This window comes from Brevundimonas sp. (genome assembly GCF_030656255.1).
Taxonomy (GTDB): Bacteria; Pseudomonadota; Alphaproteobacteria; order Caulobacterales; family Caulobacteraceae; genus Brevundimonas.
In genome coordinates, this window is sequence record NZ_JAUSOE010000056.1 from 1 (window position 1) to 19854 (window position 19854).

Below are 19854 nucleotides of genomic sequence, written 5' to 3' on the forward strand. Positions count from 1 at the left end.
GCGTGCGCCTGAGCCTGCTCGTGAACCCTACCGTGAGCCGGTCCGCGCCGAACGCGCCCCGGAACCGCGGCCTGAGCCCCGGATCGAACAGGCCCCCGTCGTCCCCACCTTTCAGGCCCCTCCCGCGCCGGAACCCCGCCCCGAGCCGGTGATCCGCGTCGCGGAGCCGGCCGCGCGCGCCCTGGATCCGATCGTCGATCCGTGGGTGGAAGAATACGAAACCACCCGCACTCCGGCCCCGCAGGCTACACGCGCGCCGGAGCCCCAGGGCGACCTGTACGCCGCTCGTTCGCCCGAGTCGGCCGCCGACGACTATGACGACCGCGATCACCGTCGCAGCGGCTGGAGCCTGTTCGGTCGCGGCAAGCGCGCCCAGCCGCAGCCCGAGCCGACCTACAGCCCCCGCCCGACCTCGCAGATGCGGTCGGCGACCCAGCCGCAGACTCAGGCCGAGCCTGAGACGGGTCATGCCGACGACGATCTGGAGATCCCTTCTTTTCTCCGCCGGCTCGCAAACTGACCGACTGAAATTCTGAAAGTCGCGCCCCGGAGCCACTGGTTTCGGGGCGTTTTCAATTGCGACGGTCCCATATCGAAACAATCCGAAACCCGACTTTCATTTCGCGCTTGCGGGCCCCGGGCTAGATCAGTGGTGGGGCGTAATCCGCACTTAGAGGCGGGACGCAATCAGATTGAAGCGAGTTTGAGTTTGTCGGTCAGAAACGACCATCACGAGCACACCATTGTCGCCCCGGCCATCATCGCCGGCGTGGGCGTGCACACCGGCCGCCGGGTGCGGCTGGCGGTTCGTCCTGCGCCTGCGGGCGCGGGGATCGTCTTCGTGCGCACCGACGTGACCGACCGCGACAACCGGATCCCCGTCTCGGGCGAGGCCGTCGTGGACGCCCGCCTGAACACCATGATCGAGAACGGCGCTGGCGTGCGGCTGTCGACCATCGAACATCTGATGGCCGCCTTCTGTGCGCTCGGCGTATCGAACGCCGTGGTCGAGGTGGACGGACCGGAACTGCCGATTCTGGACGGGTCGGCGCTGGAGTTCGTGCGTCTGCTGGACCGGGCCGGTTTCCGCCCCCAGGCCACGCCGCAGCGCTATATCGAGATACTGGAGACGGTCCATGTCACTGAGGGCGACAAACACGCGGCCCTGATGCCGTGCGACCGTTACGAGATGCGGTTCGAGATCGATTTTCCCTCGGCCGTGATCGGCAACCAGATCATTGATTTCGTCGTGGACGAGCCGACCTTCCGCAAGGAAATCATGGCCTGCCGCACCTTCGGTTTCGCCCATGAGGTCGAGGCCCTGCGCCAGGCCGGCCTGGCGCGCGGCGGTTCGCTGGAGAACGCCGTGGTCATCGACGGCGACGACATCCTGAACCCTGGCGGCCTGCGCATGGAACGCGAGTTCGTGCGGCACAAGGCGCTGGACGCTATCGGCGACCTGTATGTCCTGGGCGCGCCCTTGCTGGGTCGATACGAGGGCTACAAGGCCGGGCACGCGGTGAATAACAAGCTGGTCCGCGCCCTGTTGGCCGCGCCCCATGCCTGGCGTGAAGTCACGCGCGTGCCGGAGATGGCGCGGGCGGGCTGACAAGCACACCAGCCTCTCCCTCCCCCTGCGGGGGAGGGGGGCGAAGGCGCAGCCGAAGCCGGGTGGGGCGGGCAGGGCCCGTTCCACTGATTTATCTTTTGGAAGAAGGTGCGTCCCTGCCGGGCCGCCCCCACCCCGTCGCTGCGCGACGCCCCTCCCCGGACGGGGAGGGAGAATTACCGTGTGCGCGCTTAAACCCCGATCACGCTGATCAATCGGCCGAAGTCCGGTTCGCCCTGCTGGAACGCCCGGCGGTTGGAGTAGAACCGCGCCGCGTCGGCGCAGGTGTCGTGGCCGGTCCAGACGGCCTGGCCGACGCCGGCCTGTTGCAGGCGCCACAGGACGAAGCCGGGCAGGTCGAACCGGCGTTTGTCGTCGGTCTCGCCGGGGTGGAAGAAGCGTTCGCTGCCGGGGTCGTGGTGAGCGAACCGGTCCTGGAAATCGACGCCGACCTCATAGCTGGCGGGGGCGATACAGGGGCCGACGACGGCGCGGATATGACGGGGCTCGGCGCCCAGGGCCTGCATGGCGGCTACGGCGGAATGGACTACTCCTCCCAAAGCGCCTTTCCAGCCGGCGTGGACGGCGGCGACGATGCGGGTCTCGGGATCGGCCATCAGAATGGGCGCGCAGTCGGCGGTCAGGACTGAACACAACAGGCCGGGCTCGGCGGTGACGACGGCGTCGCCCTCGGGGCGGTCGCCCTGCCAGGGGGCCTCGGCGACGCGGGCGACGGCCGAATGGATCTGATAGCAGCCGTTCAGATGGTCGGCGTCGGCGCCGAAATGGGCGGCGACACGACGGCGGTTCTTGGCCACGGCGGCCGGATCGTCCTTGGAGCCGACGCCGGCGTTCAGGCCTTCATAGAGGCCGGTCGAGACGCCGCCCGCGCGTGTGAAGAAGCCGTGGTCGAAGCCGGCGGCGGTCAGCAGCGGATGGGTGATGGGGGCCAGGTCGCTCACAGGTCCCACCCCGGCACGATCAGGGTGCGGGGGGAGAAGATCGTGGCGGCCTTGAACAGGCTTCCCATCTGGTCCTCGGCGGTTAGGCGGTGCAGTTGGCGATCGATCACGGGGGCGGCGTCGGGCCGTCCCGCCTTCAACCGTTCAGCGCGGGCTTCGATCCCCAGCCGTCTCAGGAACTCGCCCTGGGACAGGCAGCCGGTGACGTCGGCGCCGGCGCGGACGGCGGCCTCAAGCACGCGCGGGAAGTCGGCCCACTGGGTCAGGTCGGCCTCGCCGGGGATTTCCAGAGGATCGACCTTCTGGTGGCGGCGCAGGGCCTGGAGGGTGTCGCCGGCCTCGGGCCGGGCGCGGCCGTAGTCGATCAACAGGGCGGCGCCCGAGGCGGCCTTCATCAGCCCGGCCAGGTCGCGGCCGAAGATCGCCTGTTGTTCCGAAATCTCGAACACCTCGCCTGGCTCCATGTCGAAGCCGGGTTTTTCGAACCCGCCGGAAATCGCGGTCAGACCGAAGATCAGGTCATTGTCATCGGTGACGCCGATGCGGCGTTCGGCCCAGCCGCCGTCGGTGCGGACGAACTGGCGCGCGGGCAGGCAGTCCAGGACCTCGTTGGCGATCAGGATGACGGGGGCGTCGGTGTCGATCCGGGTCAGGTCGCGCACCCAGCGGGGCGACAGGTCGGCGCCGGTCAGGGCCTTGGCCTGGAGTTCGCGCAGGGGCGGACTGGGCTCGATCAGCACCAGGTCGCAGGCTTCGAGGAAGCCGGGAACCAGGCGGGCGGCCCTCAGGGCGTCGCTCATCAATGTGCCGTCGCCGGGCCCCACCTCGACCAGACGGAACCGCTCGGGCGCGCCGAGGCGGTTCCAGGTTTCGACCGCCCACAGGCCGATCAGTTCGCCGAACATCTGGCTGACCAGGGGGGCGGTGATGAAGTCGCCGCCTTCGCCCAGGGCCGGGCGCGAGGCGTAGTAGCCGCCCTTGGGGTCATGCAGGCAGCGGGTCACATAATCGGCGACCGTCATCGGACCCGTCAGGGCGATCTCGCGCGCCAGACGGGTCTTCAAAGTTTCGGCCGCGCTCATCCGGCGACGGGCGGCCGGTTCCAGGCGCGCCAGATCAGCCAGCCGCCGACCAGGATCATCGGGATGGACAGCATCATCCCCATGGTCAGGCCCAGCGGGAAGTCGGGCATGCCGTAGTCGGGCTCGCGCACATTCTCCAGCGCGGCGCGGCAGACGCCGTAGCCGACCAGGAACAGGCCGGTGATGTAGCCCGGCTTCTTCAGCAGATCGAACTTCCAGATGCCCAGCGACAGAATGGACAGCAGGACGATCCCCTCAAGGCCCGCCTCATAGAGCTGGCTGGGGTGGCGGGGCGCGTCGCCGGCGGGGCAGAAGCCGTACATCTGCTGGATACGGGCGTTGCAGAAGCGGACGGCCCAGGGAACGGTCGTCTCGCGACCCCACAGCTCGCCGTTGATGAAGTTGGCGAACCGGCCAAACATCAGGCCGATGGGCACGACCGGCGCGATGACGTCGCCGAGCCGCAGCATGTCGACCTTTTGACCACGCGAATAGAGGATGATGGCCAGGCAGACGCCCAGGAAGCCGCCGTGGAAGCTCATGCCGCCGGTCCAGAGCTGGAACAGCTCGAACCGTTCGCCCAGGGTCTGACCCGTGAACAGCTGGGCGTACATGATCGGCTTGTAGAAGAGGGCGTAGCCCAGGCGGCCGCCCAGGATGATGCCCAGCACGATCCACAGCACCAGGTCGTCCAGTTGGGTGGTGTTGATCGGCGGCTTGCCCGGCGCCCACAGGCGGTCGGTCTTGACCAGACGGGCGGCGTACCACCAGCCCAGGACGATGCCGGCGACAGAGGCCAGGGCGTACCAGCGGATCGGAAGCGGTCCGAGATAAATCAGGACCGGATCGAATTCGGGAAAGGGCAAGGGGCGTTCCTGTGCAGGCCTGTCTCAGAAAGGCGGTTTAGCAAGCGTCGCCGCCCGCGTCGCCTGTGAAGAAAGATCACGACGCCTTGATGGCGTCCGCGAAGCAGCAGAAAGAAAGGTTTCGTTCACCATAGTCGGTGAAGCTTCGTTAACGACGTTGAAGTCGGAGACCGCCATGCAGACCCGCAATCCTATCCTGGACGAGTTCGCCAAACTGACCACCGGCGCCATGGGCCTGGCCCAGGCCGCCGGCGAAGAGGCCAAGACCGCCTGGCGCGCCCAGACCGACCGGATCGCCGCCGAGATGGACCTGGTCCGTCGCGACGAATTCGATGTGCTGAAGGACGAGATCGCCGCCCTGCGGGCCGAGATCGCCGAACTGAAGGGGGCGAAGAAGCCCAGCGGCAAGGCCGCGAGCAAGCCAGGGGCGGGAACGTCCACAGATGGAACTCAACCCGGGGACGCAGCCGGTTGAGCCGAATCCGCGAACAGGCTTACCGTTCTGTTAACGGCCGCGATTCTCGCGGACGCAGCTCGAATCGAGAGACTTGATGGACATCGCCCGGCCCGAGGAAATGGACACGCCCTTCGACCCGCTTGAGGTCGTCGAGCATGTCCTCACGGCCGAGAACCTCCCGTTCGACCGCACCGACGACGGCGACCTGGCCTTCGCCCTGGCGGGGGACTGGAAGGATTACGAGCTGTGGTTCGCCTGGCGCCCCGAGGGCGACTGCCTTCAGCTGTGCTGCGCCCTGGATCTGCGTGTGGCCAAGAGCCGCAAGACGGCCGCCTATGAACTGGTCGGCCTGATCAATCAGCGCACCTGGATGGGACATTTCGAGGTCTGGGCCGAGGACGGCGAGATTGTCTTCCGTCATTCGCTGGCCCTGCCGATGGGCGAGCGCCCGACCCTGGCCCAGGCCGCCTCGATGATCGACGCGGCCATCGAGGCGGCGGATCGCTATTATCCCGCCTTCGACTTCATGGTGCGTGGGAACAAGAAGCCGCAGGAGGCTATCGACGCCTGCCTGTTCGAGACCGTCGGCAACGCCTGATGGCGGGGTCTGTCCGGTCCGCGGGACCTGTCGTCCTGGCCGGCTGCGGTCGGCTGGGCTCGGCCATTCTTGAAGGCTGGCTGCTGACGGACACGGTCGCGCCGGCCGATCTGATCATTCTCAGTCCGTCGCAAAAGCCCGCCGCCGAGACGGCGCGGGCCCAGGGCGCACGCATCAATCCGCCGCTGGAGGCCCTGACCGAGGCGAGCGTTATCGTGCTGGCGGTCAAGCCGGCGATCTGGCGCGAGGTGGTCACGCCCCTGGCGCCCTTCCTGAACGATCAGGCCGTGATCCTGTCGGTCATGGCGGGGGTGACGGCGCCCACCCTGGCCGAGGGGATCGGCGGCTGGCCCATCGTGCGCGTGATGCCGACGACGGGGGTGTCGCGCGGACGCGGCGTGGCCTCGGTCTGGTCGGCGGATGATCGGGCGCAGGCCCTGGGACAAGCCTTGTTCGAGCCGATGGCCGAGACGGTCGTCCTGGCCGACGAGACCCTGATGGATGCGGCCACGGCTGTGGCTGGATCAGGCGCGGCCTATTTCTACGCCTTCACCGAAGCCCTGGCGCGGGCCGGCGAGTCGGCCGGCCTGGATGCGGCGACCGCTGACGTCCTGGCGCGGGCCACGCTGCGGTCGGCGGCGGATTCGATGGGCGACGATGATCTGGAGGCCCTGATCGGCCGCATCGCCTCGCCCGGCGGCTCGACCCGCGCCGGGCTGGACGCCCTGGCGAAGGACGGCCGCCTGGGCGTCATGCTGGATGAAACGGTCGCGGCGGCCGTGCGGCGAAACCGCGAGATGGGCTGATGATCCGGTCCCTCTCTCCCCTCGCGAAACGGGAGAGAGGCCGGCGTGATCAGAAGCGACCCTGTTCGATCTGGTCGCCCAGACGCCCGAAGGCGCGGTCTGCGTCATGCCAGACGCCGAAGCCCCAGACGTCGCGGATGTTCGGCGAGAAGTAGGAGAAGTCCACCGGCCGGGACTGGCCGTCGGCGGTGACGATCTCGCCCTTGATCGCCGCGCCGCCGATGGAGATGCTGCGGATCGGGTCCAGGCCCGGCGTCTGGCGGATCTGTTCGAAGGTGGGGCGGTTCGGCTTCAGATCTTCCAGAACCAGATTGGCGGTGGCGCCGGGGTAGCGCCGCTCCAGGGCCTGGCCGACTTCGGTCTTCAGTTCGTCGATCTGTTCATTGACCTCGCGTTCGCCGAGCTTCTCGATCTGGCGTTGCAGTTCGGGGCCGACGGTGACGTTGACGGTGGGGGTTTGCGCCTGGACCATGGCGGCGACGGCGAGCGTCGCGGCCAGGGGGGCGAAGAAAGCGAGTTTACGCATCGTGTTTTGTCTCCATGCCCTGTCGGAATGAAGATGAGCCTTCCCGCACGGTTCCGCTAGACGCCGGACATCCAAATCTCGTCCAGACCGCCCGTTACGGCGCCCCGGTTCAAAAACACGCCGTCAGGCGGTCGGAACGACGGTGGCCTGGCCCGGCACGCGGATGATCGCCTTCAGCCCGCCCAGGTCGCTGCGGTCCAAGGTGACGTCGCCGCCGTGGCCGCGCGCCACGTCGCGGGCGATAGCCAGGCCCAGGCCGACGCCCTTGCGGTTCTGGTTGCGGGACTCGTCCAGGCGGGAGAAGGGGCGGAAGGCCTCGTCATACAGGTCTTCCGGAATGCCGGGGCCGTCGTCCTCGACGGTGATCTCCAGACCGCCCGAGGCCAGGGACCGCGCCGACAGACGCACCTGCTCGCCGTGAGAGGCCGCATTTCCCGCCAGGTTCACCAGGGCGCGCTTGAAGGCGAGGGGGCGCAGCGAGGCGGTCAGGCCCTGGGCGACCGACAGTTCGACCTTGGCCCCGGCGCGCTTGGCGTCTTCGCCCACGGCCTTCAGCAGGTCGGGGATCGACACGGGCTGGGGCGGTTCGCCGGCCTCGCCGCGGGCGAAGTCCAGATATTCGTCGATCATATGCTCCATCTCGTCCAGGTCGCCGCGCATGGCGGCCTGACGCTTGAACGGCGGAGCAAGGGCCAGTTCCAGCCGGAGCCGGGTCAGGGGGGTGCGCAGGTCGTGGCTGACCGAGGCGAGCAGGGCGGTGCGCTGGTCGATGTGGCGCTGGATTCTGTCGCGCATGGCCAGGAAGGCGACGGCGGCGGCGCGGACTTCTCGCGCGCCGTGCGGCTTGAACCGGGGCACGGTCTCGCCCCGGCCGAAGGCCTCGGCCGCGTCGGCCAGGCGTTCGATGGCCCGCACCTGGTTGCGGATGAACAGGATGGCCACCCCCATCAGCAGGACGGTGGCGATGGTCAGCCACAGCACGAAGATGTGGGCCTGGGTCGCCACGGCGCGCTCGCGCGGGGCGATGATGCGCAGCACGCCCTGGGGCTCCTGCACCTGAATATCGACGTAGGAGGGATAGCGGGTGGTGTCGAACCAGTAGGGCCGGTCCAGTCGCGCCGCCAGCGCCTTGTCCAGCACGCGGTCCACGACCCCGATCGGGCCGCGCCGCTGTTCCTTCGGCAGGGTTCGGCCCTCTTGCAGCGCGATGGACAGGGACATGGAGCGTTCGGCCCGGTCGGCCAGACGTTCCAGATTGCGAGGACTGGGGTCGTCCTCATAGCTCTCGACGGCCCAGGCGATGTCGCCGGCCAGGCCCTCGGACAGTCGCGCCGTCACGGTTTGCCAGTGGGCGTCGAAGAAGATCCAGGTCACCACCACCTGCATCACCAGCACCGGCAGGACGATGATCAGCAGCGACCGGCCCCACAGCGAGGTCGGCAAGCGCCGCTTCAGAAAGCGCGGCCAGAGTTGGGCGGGCAGCAGCCGCATGGCGTTCGTCGCCGGCTCAGTCGGGCGCGAGCATATAGCCGACGCCGCGCACGGTCTGGAGATAGCGCGGGTTCTTGGGGTCGGCTTCCAGCTTGCGGCGCAGGCGGGTGACCTGAACGTCCACGGCGCGGCCGGTGATGTCGGCCGTGTCGGGCGACAGGCTCATCCGTTCGACGGGGGCGTGGGCGTGCAGGGCCAGGGTCTTCAGCAGTTGCGCCTCGGCCTCGGTCAGGCGCTGGGGCGCGCCGTCGCGGATCAGCTCCAGCCGCTCCATGTCGAACACGGCCGTGCCCAGCTTGATCTCGCGCGGGCCGATGGGTTTGCCGCCGGTGCGGCGCAGGATGGCCTCGATCCGCAGCACCAGTTCGCGCGGTTCGAACGGCTTGGACATATAGTCGTCGGCGCCCCGCGACAGGCCTTCGATTCGGTCCTCGGGATCGCCGCGCGCGGTCAGCAGCAGGACCGGCGTCTTCGAGGTTTCGGCCTTGGCGCGGACCCAGGAGGTCAGGTCCAGGCCGCTCTCGCCCGGCATCATGACGTCCAGCACGACCAGGTCGAACTCGATCAGCTCCATCATCCGCTTGGCGGCGGCGGCGTGGGCGGCGCCGGTGACGCGATAGCCTTCGCGCGCCAGATATTCCTTCAGCAGTTCACGGATCCGGTCGTCGTCGTCGACGATCAGCAGATGGCGCCCCACGCCGGGACCGGCGATGGGGCCCGAACGGCCGTGCGCGCGCGTTTCGGCCAGGCTCATGCGACGTTCCCCGCGATCAGGGCGTTGACCTGAGCGATTCGGGCGGCTCTAACACCGACAGTTCTGCGGGAGACGTGTTTCAATGGCCTTGGTTCCTTTCGACGATCGTGATGGGTGGATCTGGTTTGACGGCGAATTCGTGCCCTGGCGGGAAACGAAGACGCACATTCTGACCCATGCCCTCCACTATGGCTCGTCGGTCTTCGAGGGTGAGCGTATGTACGGCGGCGAAATCTTCAAGCTGACGCCGCATTCGGAGCGCCTGAAGCGGTCCGCGAACCTGCTCGATTTCGAGATACCCTACAGCGTCGCTGAAATCGACGCCATCTGTAACGAAACCTGCGCCAAGAACGGCTTGCAGGACTGTTACGTGCGCCCGGTCGCCTACCTCGGCCCGGAACAGACCAGTGTTTCGGCCCTGAACAACAAGGTCCACCTGGCGGTCGCCGTGTGGGACTGGCCCAGCTATTTCGATCCCGAGGTCAAGGCGCGCGGCCTGCGGCTGGAATGGTCCAAGTGGCGCCGCCCGGATCCGGCGACGGCGCCGACGACCGCCAAGGCGGCCGGCCTGTACATGATCTGCACCATGTCCAAGAACACGGCCGAGCGGAACGGTTACGCCGACGCCCTGATGCTGGACTGGCGCGGCTATGTGGCCGAGGCCACGGGCGCCAACGTCTTCTTCGTCAAGGACGGCGTACTGCACACGCCCAAGGTCGAGCACATCCTGGACGGCATCACCCGCCAGACCGTGATCGAGATCGCCAAGTCCAAGGGGATCGAGGTCGTGGTGCGCGACATTCTGCCGGAAGAATTGTCGGACTTCTCGGAATGCTTCCTGACCGGGACCGCCGTCGAGGTGACGCCGGTGGCCGAGGTGGGCGACTATCGCTTCACCCCCGGCGCCCTGTCGCTGGACCTGATGGAGACCTACGGCCGGTTGGTGCGCCGCCAGGCCTGAGGCGGCCTCACCAGCGCAGGGCGAAGCGGCCGATCACGGCGCCGATCAGGCCCGCGGCCGCGACCCCCAGCGTGTACCAGGTCGCCACGAAGGCGGCGGTCGATTCGGCGCAATGCAGCCCATAGGCCGTCGCCGCCAGGGCGCCCGTGACCAGGCCCAGGGCCGCGCCCGAGGCGGTCGGACGGGTCGGCGCCAGGCGTCGCGCTGACAGGAAGACCAGGGGGGCGGCGAACAGGCTGGCCAGCAGGATGTAGAGGCCACACAGCGAAGAACTGCGGCCCATCCACATCCCCATACGCTGGTCCGCCGGGGTGGCCGCCATTTCGATCCCGCCCCACAGCACAGCCGCGCCCGCGATCAGGGCCAGGGCGATCAAGGCCGGGGCGGCCCGGACGCCCGGACGGCCCAGCCGCGTCGCCAGCCCCATGGCCGCGACGGCCAGGGCGGCGGTGTAGAGGGCCTTCATCCACAGCGCCGGTCCCTGCATCGCCTGGTGAAGATCGGGCCGTACGCCCAGCAGCAGGACCACGGCCAGAACCGCGGCCAGCATCGCGCCGGCCAACAGAAGGGGGCTGAGGCGGGCGGGTCGGACAGGCTCTATGCCGGCCGCCAGAGCGTCGATCAGGTCTTCAGTCTTCATCGGGCGATACGCTGGCGACCAGCGTCTTCATGGAGCGGTGGACGCTGACCTTGGCCGCGCCCTCGGTGAAACCGTTGCGGGCGCCGGCCTCGGCCAGGCTGTAGCCGCCGATACGGACATCCTCGACCAGCCGGCGTTGGCGAGGCGGCAGGATGGACAGAACCTTCTTCAGGTCGCGACGCACGGCCCCGTCCTCGACGCTGTGCTCGGCCATCAGGACCGACGCCTCTTCCAGCGGCACGACGACGCGGCGACCCTGGCGGCGGAAATGATCGATCAGCTTGTAGCGCGCGATGGCGTAGGCCCAGGCGGTGAAGGGCAGGGACCGGTCATAGGTGGCGCGCTTGGCGTGAATGGCGATCAGGCAGTCCTGCACAAGGTCCTCCACATCGGCCTCGGCCCCGTTCAATCGACGTTTGAAAAAGGCCGTCAGACCTCGGCGCATTTCGGTCAGCAGGGTGCGCCAGGCTACCGGGTCGCCGTCGAGACCCCGCAGCATCAGACGTTTCAGCTCGGCTTCCTGATCGACCACGCCCTGTCCCATTCGTGCCGGACCGCCGAAGGGTTACACGGCGACGGAGGTATCGACGACGCCTATCTGGCGCGTGCGCATCGGGCTTGAACGCATCCGCCCCCTTGTCAGCCGCGTCACTTTGTCCTTGAAGCGGATGAACCGGCGCGGGCCGGGCAGGGATCCGTCTTTCATGTTCAGCCTTCTGAACCTCCAGAGCCTGTTGGGCCTGGTCGTCATCATCGCCCTGTGCTGGGCGATTTCGGAGAACCGCCGGGTCTTTCCCTGGAAGCTGGCCCTGGGCGCGGTGGCGGTTCAGGCGGGGCTGGTGCTGGCGCTGTTCGGGATTCCGGGGTCGCGCACCGTGCTGGCGGCGGTGACGGGCGCCATTGACGGGCTGGCGGTTGCGACGGCCCAGGGGACGCGGTTCGTGTTCGGCTATCTGGCCGGCGGGGACCAGCCCTATGCGGTTCAGAACGAGGGGGCGCTGTTCACCTTCGCCTTCAACGTCCTGCCGCTGATCATGGTGATCTCGGCCCTGTCGGCCCTGCTGTGGCACTGGAAGATCCTGAAATGGCTGATCCGCGGCTTCGGCCTGCTGTTCCAGCGCACCATGGGATTGGGCGGCGCCTCGGCCCTGGCGGTGGCGGCCAACATTTTCCTGGGCACGATCGAGAGCCCGATCGTCATCAAGGCCTATCTGGACAAGCTGAGCCGGTCCGAGATCTTCCTGATGATGACCGTGGGCCTGGCGACGGTCGCGGGTTCGACCATGGTCGCCTACGCCAGCATCCTGTCGCAGACCCTGCCCAACGCCGCCGGCCACGTCCTGGTCGCCTCCATCGTCTCGGCCCCGGCCGGGGTGCTGCTGGCCCGGATCATTGTGCCCGAGCCGGACAAGGAGGCCATCCAGTCGATCAGCTATGACTCGGCGCTGAAGTACGACAGCAGCATCGACGCCATCTCCAAGGGTACGTCGGACGGCCTGATGGTGGTGCTGAACATCTCGGCGGTGCTGATCGTCTTCGTGGCCCTGGTGGCCCTGGTCAATCTGATGCTGGGCGGCTTCATCGTGTTCGGCGAGCCCCTGACGGTCGAGCGGATCCTGGGCGTCCTGTTCACCCCCTTCGCCTGGCTGATCGGGGTCGAGGCGCGCGAAGCGCCGCTGGGCGGGTGGCTGTTGGGCGTCAAGCTGACGCTGACCGAGTTCGTGGCCTTCATCAACCTGGGCAAGCTGCCGGCCGAGGCCATGAGCGAGCGGACGCGGATGCTGATGACCTACGCCCTGTGCGGCTTCGCCAATATCGGCTCGGTCGGGATCACCGTGACCGGCCTGTCGGTGCTGATGCCCGAGCGTCGGCATGAGGTGCTGAGCCTGATCTGGAAGGCCCTGTTCGCCGGCTTCATGGCCACCCTGATGAGCGCGGCCGTCGTCGGCGCCTTGCCAGCGGCGGTGTTCGGGCAGTAGGTTTTCCAAAACAACGGAGACGCCGTCATGAAGCTCTACACCTCGCACCGCGCCCCCAATCCGCGCCGTGTCCGCTGGGTCATGGCCGAGAAGGGCGTGCAGGATGTCGAACTGATCGAGATCGACATCATGACCGGCGATCACAAGAAGCCGGCCTATCGCGACAAGGTGGGCGTGCCGCATCTGCCGGCGCTGGAGTTGGACGACGGCACGACGATTTCGGAATCAGTGGCCATCTGCCGCTATCTGGAGGCTCTGTATCCCGAGCCGAACCTGTTCGGCCGCGACGCCCGGGAACAGGCGGTGGTCGAGATGTGGACCCGGCGGTGCGAATTCTATCTGTCCAACCCGATCATGCTGAACGTGCGCCACTCCCACCCGGCGCTGGCGGCGCTGGAGGCGGTGCAGATTCCGCAGGTCGCCGACTATAACCGCGTGTCGGCCGAGCGGTTCATGAAGACCCTGGACCGGCACCTGGCCGAGCGGGAGTTCATCGCCCTGGATCGGTTCACCATCGCCGACATCGTCGCCGTGGTCGGTCTGGATTTCGCACGGATGGTCCGGTACCGCCCGCCCGCCGAGTTCGAGAACCTGCACCGCTGGTTCGACGCCTGCCGAGAGCGCCCGGCGGCCAAGGCCGGGGTCTGAGGGGCCTTGCGATCCCTGGCGCCCTCTGATCGCTGGCTGGCCTTGCTGCTGGCGGGGTTGGCGGGCTATGTGGACAGTCTGGGCTTTCTGCATCTGGGCGGCGTCTTCGTCTCCTTTATGAGCGGCAACTCCACCCGGTTCGCCGCCAATCTGGCCGAGGGGCATTGGCCGGCGGCGGCGCATCTGGCCGCCATACTCGGGCTGTTCGTCCTGGGATCCTTCGCCGGCGCCCTGGTCGCGGGCGGCGAGGACGCCCGTTCGCGCAGCAGGGTTTTGATGTTTGAGGCCCTGCTGCTGGCCCTCGCCGCTGCTGCGGCCGGCATGGGGCTGACGCCTGCGGCCGTCGGCCTGATGGTCATGGCCATGGGCGCCGAGAACTCGGTCTTCCTGCGCAACGGAGAGGTCGGGGTCAGCCTGACCTATATGACCGGAACCCTGGTCAAGCTGGGGCAGGCCCTGGCCGGCGCTGTAAAGGGCGGAGACCGATACGCCTACAAAGCCTATCTGACCCTCTGGGCAGGGCTGAGCTTCGGGGCGGTGCTGGGCGCGCTGACATTCAGCTATCTGGGACTGGCGGCCCTCTGGCCCGCCGCCGGCTTCGCCCTGCTTATGGCCCTGATCGTGCGGCTCAACCGCGCGGCGTGAACTTGCGGATCACGCCCGAGAAGGTCATCAGCAGCCGTTCGCCGGTGTTGATCTGGCCGCGCACGAAGATCAGGCTCTTGCCTGCCTTGGTCACCTGGCCCGTCGCCTCGATCAGTTCGCCGACATAGGCGCCGTCGATGAAGGTCGAGTCCAACTGGACCGTGACGCCCGAGGCGCCCTCCATCTCCTGATAGGCGATCTGGAACATGGCGATGTCGGCGAAGGTCATCAGACAGCCGCCGTGCATCCGCCCGCCGGCGTTCATGTGTTTCTGCTCGGCGCGGAAGGCGCAACGCATGTGGCCGTCGGGGTCTAACCGGCCATAGAAGGGCCCCACGACGACGTCGAAAGTGTCGTGGAGGTCGTAGGTCTGCCACCCGGCGAACTCGCCCTCGGCGACAGTGATTTTCTTCGGCATGACGACTCGGCCTTACTTCTTGTCTCGCTGTGCAGCATATAGGCGCAATGAGCGATCCGATCGAAACCGCAATCCTGAACAAAATCGCCGCGCTTGAGCCCGGCAAGAGCATCGAGCCGGCGGAAGTGGCCAAAGAGCTACAGCCCGAGCAGTGGCAGCGCATGTTGCCCAAGGTGCGCGCCCTCGCCCTGAGCCTGATGCGCCAGGGCAAGCTGACCATCACCAAGAAGGGCAAGCCGGTCGATCCGGACAATTTCCGAGGGGTGACGCGTCTGCGCCAGCCGACCGAGGAAGAGACGGCCCTGGCGCTGAGCCGCCGTCCGCCCGCAGCCAAAGATGACATCGAGGATTAAGCGCTCCGCTCATCCCCGCGAAAGCGGGGACCCCGTCCTTTCGTGAGGCAAGGCGTTTGGGATCGATATCGCTGAAAATCGGCGAAAGGGGAGCGCCCAAAGATCTGGGGCCCCGCTTTCGCGGGGATGAGCGGAGCTTGGGAAATCTCGACGCAGTCCTGAACGACATCCGCGCCTGCCGCGCCTGCGCGGGCGTGCTGCCGCACACGCCGCGCCCGGTGGTGCGGGTCTTTCCCGAGACGCGGCTGCTGATCTGCGGTCAGGCGCCGGGGCGGCGGGTGCATGAAAGCGGCCTGCCGTTCACCGATCCGTCGGGCGACCGGCTGCGCGACTGGATGGGGGTGGATTACGAGACCTTCTACGCCGACCGTCGCATCGGGGTGGCGGCCCAGGCCTTCTGCTATCCGGGCACGGCGCCGAAAGGCGGCGACTATCCGCCGCCTAAACGGTGCGCCGACCTGTGGCGACCGCAGTTGCTGGACGCTCTGCCGCAGATGGAGCTGACCCTGCTGGTCGGCGGCTACGCCCAAGCCTGGGCGCTGGGCCAGCGGGCGAAGCGTAACATGACCGAGACGGTGCGCGCGTGGCGGGACTATGCGCCGGACATTCTGGCGCTGCCGCATCCGTCGTGGCGCAACACGGCCTGGCTGAGGAAGAATCCCTGGTTCGAAGACGAGGTGGTTCCCTATCTGCGGGAACGGGTGCGTTCGATTTTAGCTTCCGCTCATCCCCGCGAAAGCGGGGAGCCAGTTCTTTCGTGAGACGATGGGTGGAACAAATGGCTTTGAACTTGCGCAAACACCTTTCGGCCAAAACACTGAGTTCCCGCCTTTGCGGGGATGAGCGGTTCAGGGGATGGCCGCTCATCGCCGCCCTCGCTCTGTCCGCCTGCGCCGCGCCTCATATCCAGCCGTCGATGACGCCCCCGCCGGGGTTCGTCGGCGCTCACGTCGAGGACCGGGCGCTGGTGATGTCGGACGGGGCGCGGCTGCCCTATCTGCGCTGGGGCCCCAAAGACCAGGCGCCCTGGGCGGTGATCGTGGCCCTGCACGGGATGAACGACCACGACGCCAGCTTCCGTCTCGCGGGGCCCTGGTGGGCCGAACAGGGGATTGAGACCTGGTCCTATGACCAGCGCGGCTTCGGCGCGGCGCCTGGACGGGGCGTGTGGGCCGGACAGGCGCGGATGACCGACGACCTGCGCGAGATCTCCGCGCTTGCCCGCGCTCGCTATCCGAACGCCGTCATCGCCGTGGTGGGCGAGAGCATGGGCGGCTCGGTGGCGGCGGCCGCCTTCGGCTCTGACAACCCGCCGGACGCGGATCGGCTGGTGCTGCTGGCGCCGGGGGTGTGGGGCTGGTCAACACAGGGGCCGCTGAACAGCGCGGCCCTGAACATCGCGGCGCGTGCGCTCGGCGATGTGGCGCTGGAGCCGCCCGAGTTCATCACCCGCGACATCCACGCCTCCAGCAATACGCTGGAGCTGATCCGCAACGGGCGGGATCCGATGAGCATTCTCTCGACCCGGTTCGACACCATCTACGGCCTGGTCGATCTGATGGAGACGGCGTCGCGCAGCCTGGGCCGCATCCGGGGCGACGCCGTGCTGATGTACGGCGCGCACGACGAAATCGTGAAGCGGGGGCCGATGCGTCTGGCCCTGGAGCGGGCGCAGGCCGAGGGCGGCGACCTGAAAACGGCCTGGTATCCGGACGGCTGGCATCTGCTAAACCGCGATCTGGACGCCGAGGTCGTCTATCGCGACGTCGCCGCCTGGCTGAGAAATCCCAATGCGGCCCTGCCCTCGGGCGCGCCCCCGGTTCTGCCGGAGCTGGAGAAGCCGGCCGCCCGTGACGGCGGCGCGCCGAGCCGGCGGTGACCCCGTAAACGTCTCTTAACGTGACGTTTACCATCCAGGCGGCATTTTCTGCCTAGCGGGGCGTCAGTGTCTCCCGCGAGTTTGGGGCGGGAACGCGTGGGCGGCTTTACGGCGGCGTTGCAGAAGTTCGGGATCGGTCGTCTGGCTGCGGTCCTCGGCGTCGCCGCAGGCGTGACCGCCGTGCTGGTGGCTGTCATGCTGCGCATGGGTCAGGCGCCGGACGCCCTGCTGTATTCCAACCTGGATCTGCGCGAGGCCGGCGAGATCACCTCGGCCCTGCAACAGGCCGGCATCAAATATACGTCCAAGGGCGACGGCTCGACCGTGATGGTGAACCGCGACGACGTCGGCACCGCGCGGATGCTGATTGCGGAAAAGGGCCTCGTGACCTCGGGCTCGGTCGGCTACGAAATCTTCGACAACCAGTCGGTGCTGGGCCAGACCGAGTTCCAGCAGCAGCTGAACGAGCAGCGGGCCCTTCAGGGCGAACTGTCGCGCACCATCATGTCCATGCGCGGCATCACCGCCGCCCGCGTCCACATCACCATGCCGCGTCGTGAGATGTTCACCGCCGCCGCGGGAGAGCCGACGGCGGCGGTTCTGGTGGGGCTGGGCGGTCGTGATCTGACGCCGGACCAGGTGCGTGCGATCCGCAATCTGGTGGCCTCGTCCGTGCCGAACCTGAAGCCGGACCGCGTCACTGTCGCCGATCAGAACAACCGCACCCTGGCGGCCGGGTCGGATGACGGCACCTTCTCTTCCGCCTCAGCCGCCGAGACCAAGGGCAATACCGAGGCCCAGCTGCAGGCGCGGATCAAGGACATCGTCGAGGGCGTCGTCGGCATCGGCGCCGCGCGCGTCCAGGTCACCGCCGACATCGATCAGAGCCGTTCCACCACTCAGGAACAGAAGTTCGACCCGGACGGCCAGGTGGTGCGCTCGACCACGGCCAACGGCTCGCAATCGTCGGATACGACGGGCGAGGCCAACGGGGGCGTCACCGCCGCCAACAACATCCCCGGCGGCGCTCCGCCTGCGGTCAATCCGGCGGGCGCGACCAGCGCTGAAAACGCCGAGACCACCAACTACGAAATCTCGAACACCACCACGACCACGACCAAGGAGCCAGGCGAGGTCAAGAAACTGGCGGTCGCCGTGGCGGTGGACGGCAAGTGGACGCCTGCCGCCGATGGCAAGGGCGAAGCGACCTATGCGCCGCGCACCGCCGAGGAAATCGCCCAGATCAAGTCCCTGGTGGCCGCCGCCGCCGGGATCGATGAGGCCCGGGGCGACAAGATCGAGGTGATCAACGTCCGCTTCAACCACGACACCGGCATCGCCGGCGGTCTGGAAGGCAAGCCGTCGCTGCTGGACTTCTCGCGCACCGACGTCATGCGACTGATCGAGCTGGGCATCCTGGCGGTCGTGGCGTTGCTGCTGATCTTCTTCGTGCTGCGTCCGCTGTTGAAGACGGCCGGCGGCGCGGCGTCTGGGGCTCTGACCGGACCGTCCGGCCTGCCCGTGGCTACGGTGACGACCACCGTCATCGGCTCCGACGGTCAGCCGCAATTGGTGCAGCTGCCGGCCCCGAACGAGATGGACCAGAAGATCGACATCGCCCGTATCGAGGGACAGGTTAAGGCGTCTTCGGTCAAGAAGGTCGCGGATTTCGTCCAGGCGCACCCGGATGAGGCCGCCGGGATCCTGCGCAACTGGGTGGCCGAAGGCTGATGGCCAAACTCGTGACCAAAAAGCTGTCGATCGACGACCCCAACAAGCTGACCGGGCCTGAAAAGGCGGCCGTCATCCTGTTGGCGCTCGGCGAGGAACACACCGCTCTGTGGGAGCGGTTGGACGACGAGGAGGTCAAGGAGATCTCCCAGGCCATGGCCACCCTGGGCAATGTCACCGCCGAGGCGGTCGAAGCCCTGATGATCGAGTTCGTATCTGGTCTGGCCGGCTCGGGTTCGGTCATGGGCAGCTACGAACAGACCCAGAGGCTGCTGGCCGCCTTCCTGCCCAAGGACCGCGTCGACGGCCTGATGGAGGAGATCCGGGGTCCGGCCGGTCGCACCATGTGGGACAAGCTGGGCAATGTGAACGAGGCTGTCCTCGCCAACTATCTGAAGAACGAATACCCGCAGACCGTCGCCGTCATCCTGTCCAAGGTGCGTTCGGACCACGCTGCTCGCGTGCTGACCGCCCTGCCGGAAGACTTCGCCCTGGAATGCGTGCAGCGGATGCTGCGCATGGAGCCGGTCCAGCGCGAGATCCTGGACAAGATCGAGGCGACCCTGCGGACCGAATTCATGTCGAACCTGGCGCGCACGTCCAAGCGCGACAGCCACGAGATGATGGCCGACATCTTCAACAGCTTCGACCGCCAGACCGAGGCCCGCTTCATCGGCGCCCTGGAAGAACGCAGCCGCGAATCCGCCGAGCGGATCCGCGCCCTGATGTTCGTGTTCGAGGATCTGTCCAAGCTGGACCCCGGCGGCGTCCAGACCCTGCTTCGAGCGGTCGACAAGGACTCGCTGGGTCTGGCCCTGAAGGGCGCTTCCGAACCCCTGCGGGAGATGTTCTTCTCCAACATGTCCGAACGCGCCTCCAAGATCATGCGCGAGGACATGGAATCCATGGGGCCGGTCCGGCTGAAGGACGTCGACACCGCCCAGATGGCCATGGTGCAGGTCGCCAAGGATCTGGCGGCGCGCGGCGAAATCATGCTGGCCGGCCAGGGCACCGACGACGAGTTGATCTACTGACATGAGCACCCCCTTCGCCTTCGATACAGAGTTCGACGACAGCGGCGCGGTCGTGCGCGAAGGCGCATGGAGGCCGACCAAGCGCAGCTATCTGCCCGCCGAGGTGGACGCCCTGGTCGCCCATGCGCAGCTGGAAGCGCGCCAGCAGGCGCTGAGCGAGATCGAGAACATCCGGGCCATGGCCCTGACCAATATCGCCCAGGGCGTGGCGGCCGCCATTCCCTCGCTCAGGGGCGTCGCCCAGGCTCACCGCGAACAGTCGGCCGACCTAGCCCTGGCCGCCGCGCGGGCCATCGGCGGCGCGGCGCTGGAGCGTTTCCCACAGGCCCCCCTGCGCGCCGCCCTTGAGGCGTTGGCGCAGGAGATTGACGCCTCGCCTCGTCTGGTCGTGCGCGCGGCCGGCCTGGATGAACAG

At 67.8% G+C, this 19854-nt stretch carries 23 protein-coding genes and 2 pseudogenes; 15 read left to right on the forward strand and 10 right to left on the reverse strand.

Features of this window, described 5'->3' with window-relative positions; all coding sequences use genetic code 11:
- Positions 1 to 520 (forward strand): annotated as a pseudogene (locus tag Q7J26_RS06095) (cell division protein FtsZ); the annotation flags it as partial.
- A gap of 189 nt (positions 521 to 709) precedes the next feature.
- Positions 710 to 1609 (forward strand): UDP-3-O-acyl-N-acetylglucosamine deacetylase, encoded by a 900-nt coding sequence (gene lpxC / locus Q7J26_RS06100; protein ID WP_304935607.1) that lies wholly within the window; start codon positions 710 to 712, stop codon positions 1607 to 1609.
- Between the two features lie 191 nt (positions 1610 to 1800).
- On the opposite strand, the gene pgeF is transcribed toward lpxC, so the two are convergent.
- From pgeF to lgt, 3 genes are read right to left on the reverse strand one after another with little or no spacing between them, the layout of a single operon-like run.
- Complete coding sequence (gene pgeF, locus Q7J26_RS06105) at positions 1801 to 2571, reverse strand: peptidoglycan editing factor PgeF (RefSeq protein WP_304935608.1); 771 nt, start codon at positions 2569 to 2571, stop codon at positions 1801 to 1803.
- Complete coding sequence (locus Q7J26_RS06110) at positions 2568 to 3653, reverse strand: class I SAM-dependent methyltransferase (RefSeq protein WP_304935609.1); 1086 nt, start codon at positions 3651 to 3653, stop codon at positions 2568 to 2570. Before Q7J26_RS06110 ends, pgeF begins: the two co-directional genes overlap by 4 nt.
- Positions 3650 to 4519 (reverse strand): prolipoprotein diacylglyceryl transferase, encoded by an 870-nt coding sequence (lgt, locus tag Q7J26_RS06115; RefSeq protein WP_304935610.1) that lies wholly within the window; start codon positions 4517 to 4519, stop codon positions 3650 to 3652. The genes Q7J26_RS06110 and lgt overlap by 4 nt, the downstream gene beginning before the upstream one ends.
- A gap of 175 nt (positions 4520 to 4694) precedes the next feature.
- On the opposite strand from lgt, the gene Q7J26_RS06120 reads away from it, so the two are divergent.
- The 3 genes from Q7J26_RS06120 to Q7J26_RS06130 all read left to right on the forward strand — a co-directional run bounded on the left by Q7J26_RS06120 (position 4695) and on the right by Q7J26_RS06130 (position 6380).
- A complete protein-coding gene (locus Q7J26_RS06120) occupies positions 4695 to 4994 on the forward strand; it encodes an accessory factor UbiK family protein (protein WP_304935611.1) in 300 nt (99 codons plus the stop codon).
- 76 nt (positions 4995 to 5070) lie between these two features.
- Positions 5071 to 5574 carry a YbjN domain-containing protein gene (locus Q7J26_RS06125; RefSeq protein WP_008260608.1) on the forward strand — a complete coding sequence of 168 codons (504 nt, stop codon included), beginning with the start codon at positions 5071 to 5073 and terminating at the stop codon, positions 5572 to 5574.
- Positions 5574 to 6380: a pyrroline-5-carboxylate reductase gene (locus tag Q7J26_RS06130; protein WP_304935612.1), complete on the forward strand. Its 807-nt coding sequence runs from the start codon at positions 5574 to 5576 to the stop codon at positions 6378 to 6380. The genes Q7J26_RS06125 and Q7J26_RS06130 overlap by 1 nt, the downstream gene beginning before the upstream one ends.
- A 49-nt stretch (positions 6381 to 6429) precedes the next feature.
- Here Q7J26_RS06130 and Q7J26_RS06135 read toward each other — a convergent pair whose 3' ends face one another.
- The 3 genes from Q7J26_RS06135 to Q7J26_RS06145 form a co-directional block, all read right to left on the reverse strand.
- Positions 6430 to 6906, reverse strand: coding sequence for a hypothetical protein (locus Q7J26_RS06135; RefSeq protein WP_304935613.1), 477 nt, complete (start codon positions 6904 to 6906; stop codon positions 6430 to 6432).
- A gap of 123 nt (positions 6907 to 7029) precedes the next feature.
- Positions 7030 to 8397, reverse strand: a complete 1368-nt coding sequence (locus tag Q7J26_RS06140; protein ID WP_304935614.1) for a HAMP domain-containing sensor histidine kinase — start codon at positions 8395 to 8397, stop codon at positions 7030 to 7032.
- Positions 8398 to 8413: 16 nt separating this feature from the next.
- Entirely contained in the window at positions 8414 to 9151 is a 738-nt protein-coding gene (locus Q7J26_RS06145) for a response regulator (RefSeq protein WP_304935615.1), read from the reverse strand.
- A gap of 82 nt (positions 9152 to 9233) precedes the next feature.
- On the opposite strand from Q7J26_RS06145, the gene Q7J26_RS06150 reads away from it, so the two are divergent.
- Entirely contained in the window at positions 9234 to 10112 is an 879-nt protein-coding gene (locus Q7J26_RS06150) for a branched-chain amino acid aminotransferase (protein ID WP_304935616.1), read from the forward strand.
- A gap of 7 nt (positions 10113 to 10119) precedes the next feature.
- Here Q7J26_RS06150 and Q7J26_RS06155 read toward each other — a convergent pair whose 3' ends face one another.
- The 3 genes from Q7J26_RS06155 to Q7J26_RS06165 are packed head-to-tail and all read right to left on the reverse strand — an operon-like array spanning position 10120 to position 11458.
- The gene (locus Q7J26_RS06155; RefSeq protein ID WP_304935617.1) at positions 10120 to 10752 is read right to left on the reverse strand and encodes a DUF1109 domain-containing protein; all 633 of its coding nucleotides are present in this window, start codon (positions 10750 to 10752) and stop codon (positions 10120 to 10122) included.
- Positions 10742 to 11284 carry a sigma-70 family RNA polymerase sigma factor gene (locus Q7J26_RS06160; protein WP_304935618.1) on the reverse strand — a complete coding sequence of 181 codons (543 nt, stop codon included), beginning with the start codon at positions 11282 to 11284 and terminating at the stop codon, positions 10742 to 10744. The genes Q7J26_RS06155 and Q7J26_RS06160 overlap by 11 nt, the downstream gene beginning before the upstream one ends.
- Positions 11285 to 11317: 33 nt before the next feature.
- Complete coding sequence (locus Q7J26_RS06165; protein WP_304935619.1) at positions 11318 to 11458, reverse strand: hypothetical protein; 141 nt, start codon at positions 11456 to 11458, stop codon at positions 11318 to 11320.
- Between Q7J26_RS06165 and Q7J26_RS06170 the strand changes: the two genes are divergently transcribed.
- Genes Q7J26_RS06170 through Q7J26_RS06180 form a run of 3 tightly spaced genes read left to right on the forward strand, consistent with a single transcriptional unit; the run spans position 11457 to position 14024 of the window.
- The gene (locus Q7J26_RS06170) at positions 11457 to 12731 is read left to right on the forward strand and encodes a NupC/NupG family nucleoside CNT transporter (protein WP_304935620.1); all 1275 of its coding nucleotides are present in this window, start codon (positions 11457 to 11459) and stop codon (positions 12729 to 12731) included. The genes Q7J26_RS06165 and Q7J26_RS06170 overlap by 2 nt on opposite strands.
- 27 nt (positions 12732 to 12758) lie before the next feature.
- On the forward strand, positions 12759 to 13379 hold the full coding sequence (locus tag Q7J26_RS06175) for a glutathione S-transferase family protein (RefSeq protein WP_304935621.1): 621 nt from the start codon (positions 12759 to 12761) through the stop codon (positions 13377 to 13379).
- A gap of 6 nt (positions 13380 to 13385) precedes the next feature.
- Positions 13386 to 14024: a YoaK family protein gene (locus Q7J26_RS06180; protein ID WP_304935622.1), complete on the forward strand. Its 639-nt coding sequence runs from the start codon at positions 13386 to 13388 to the stop codon at positions 14022 to 14024.
- Here Q7J26_RS06180 and Q7J26_RS06185 read toward each other — a convergent pair.
- Entirely contained in the window at positions 14008 to 14442 is a 435-nt protein-coding gene (locus Q7J26_RS06185) for a PaaI family thioesterase (protein ID WP_304935623.1), read from the reverse strand. The two genes, Q7J26_RS06180 and Q7J26_RS06185, sit on opposite strands and share 17 nt — an antisense overlap.
- 47 nt (positions 14443 to 14489) lie before the next feature.
- Here Q7J26_RS06185 and Q7J26_RS06190 point away from each other — a divergent pair, with 47 nt between their 5' ends.
- The 6 genes and pseudogenes from Q7J26_RS06190 to Q7J26_RS06215 form a co-directional block, all read left to right on the forward strand.
- On the forward strand, positions 14490 to 14795 hold the full coding sequence (locus Q7J26_RS06190) for a DUF3253 domain-containing protein (RefSeq protein ID WP_304935624.1): 306 nt from the start codon (positions 14490 to 14492) through the stop codon (positions 14793 to 14795).
- Positions 14796 to 14932: 137 nt separating this feature from the next.
- The gene (locus Q7J26_RS06195) at positions 14933 to 15556 is read left to right on the forward strand and encodes a uracil-DNA glycosylase family protein (protein ID WP_304935625.1); all 624 of its coding nucleotides are present in this window, start codon (positions 14933 to 14935) and stop codon (positions 15554 to 15556) included.
- Between the two features lie 155 nt (positions 15557 to 15711).
- Positions 15712 to 16674 (forward strand): alpha/beta fold hydrolase, encoded by a 963-nt coding sequence (locus tag Q7J26_RS06200; RefSeq protein WP_304935626.1) that lies wholly within the window; start codon positions 15712 to 15714, stop codon positions 16672 to 16674.
- Positions 16675 to 16770: 96 nt separating this feature from the next.
- Positions 16771 to 18405, forward strand: a complete 1635-nt coding sequence (gene fliF, locus Q7J26_RS06205) for a flagellar basal-body MS-ring/collar protein FliF (RefSeq protein WP_304935627.1) — start codon at positions 16771 to 16773, stop codon at positions 18403 to 18405.
- The gene (gene fliG / locus Q7J26_RS06210) at positions 18405 to 19439 is read left to right on the forward strand and encodes a flagellar motor switch protein FliG (RefSeq protein ID WP_008262778.1); all 1035 of its coding nucleotides are present in this window, start codon (positions 18405 to 18407) and stop codon (positions 19437 to 19439) included. Before fliF ends, fliG begins: the two co-directional genes overlap by 1 nt.
- Before the next feature lies 1 nt (position 19440).
- A pseudogene (locus Q7J26_RS06215) lies at positions 19441 to 19854 on the forward strand (flagellar assembly protein FlbE); the annotation flags it as partial.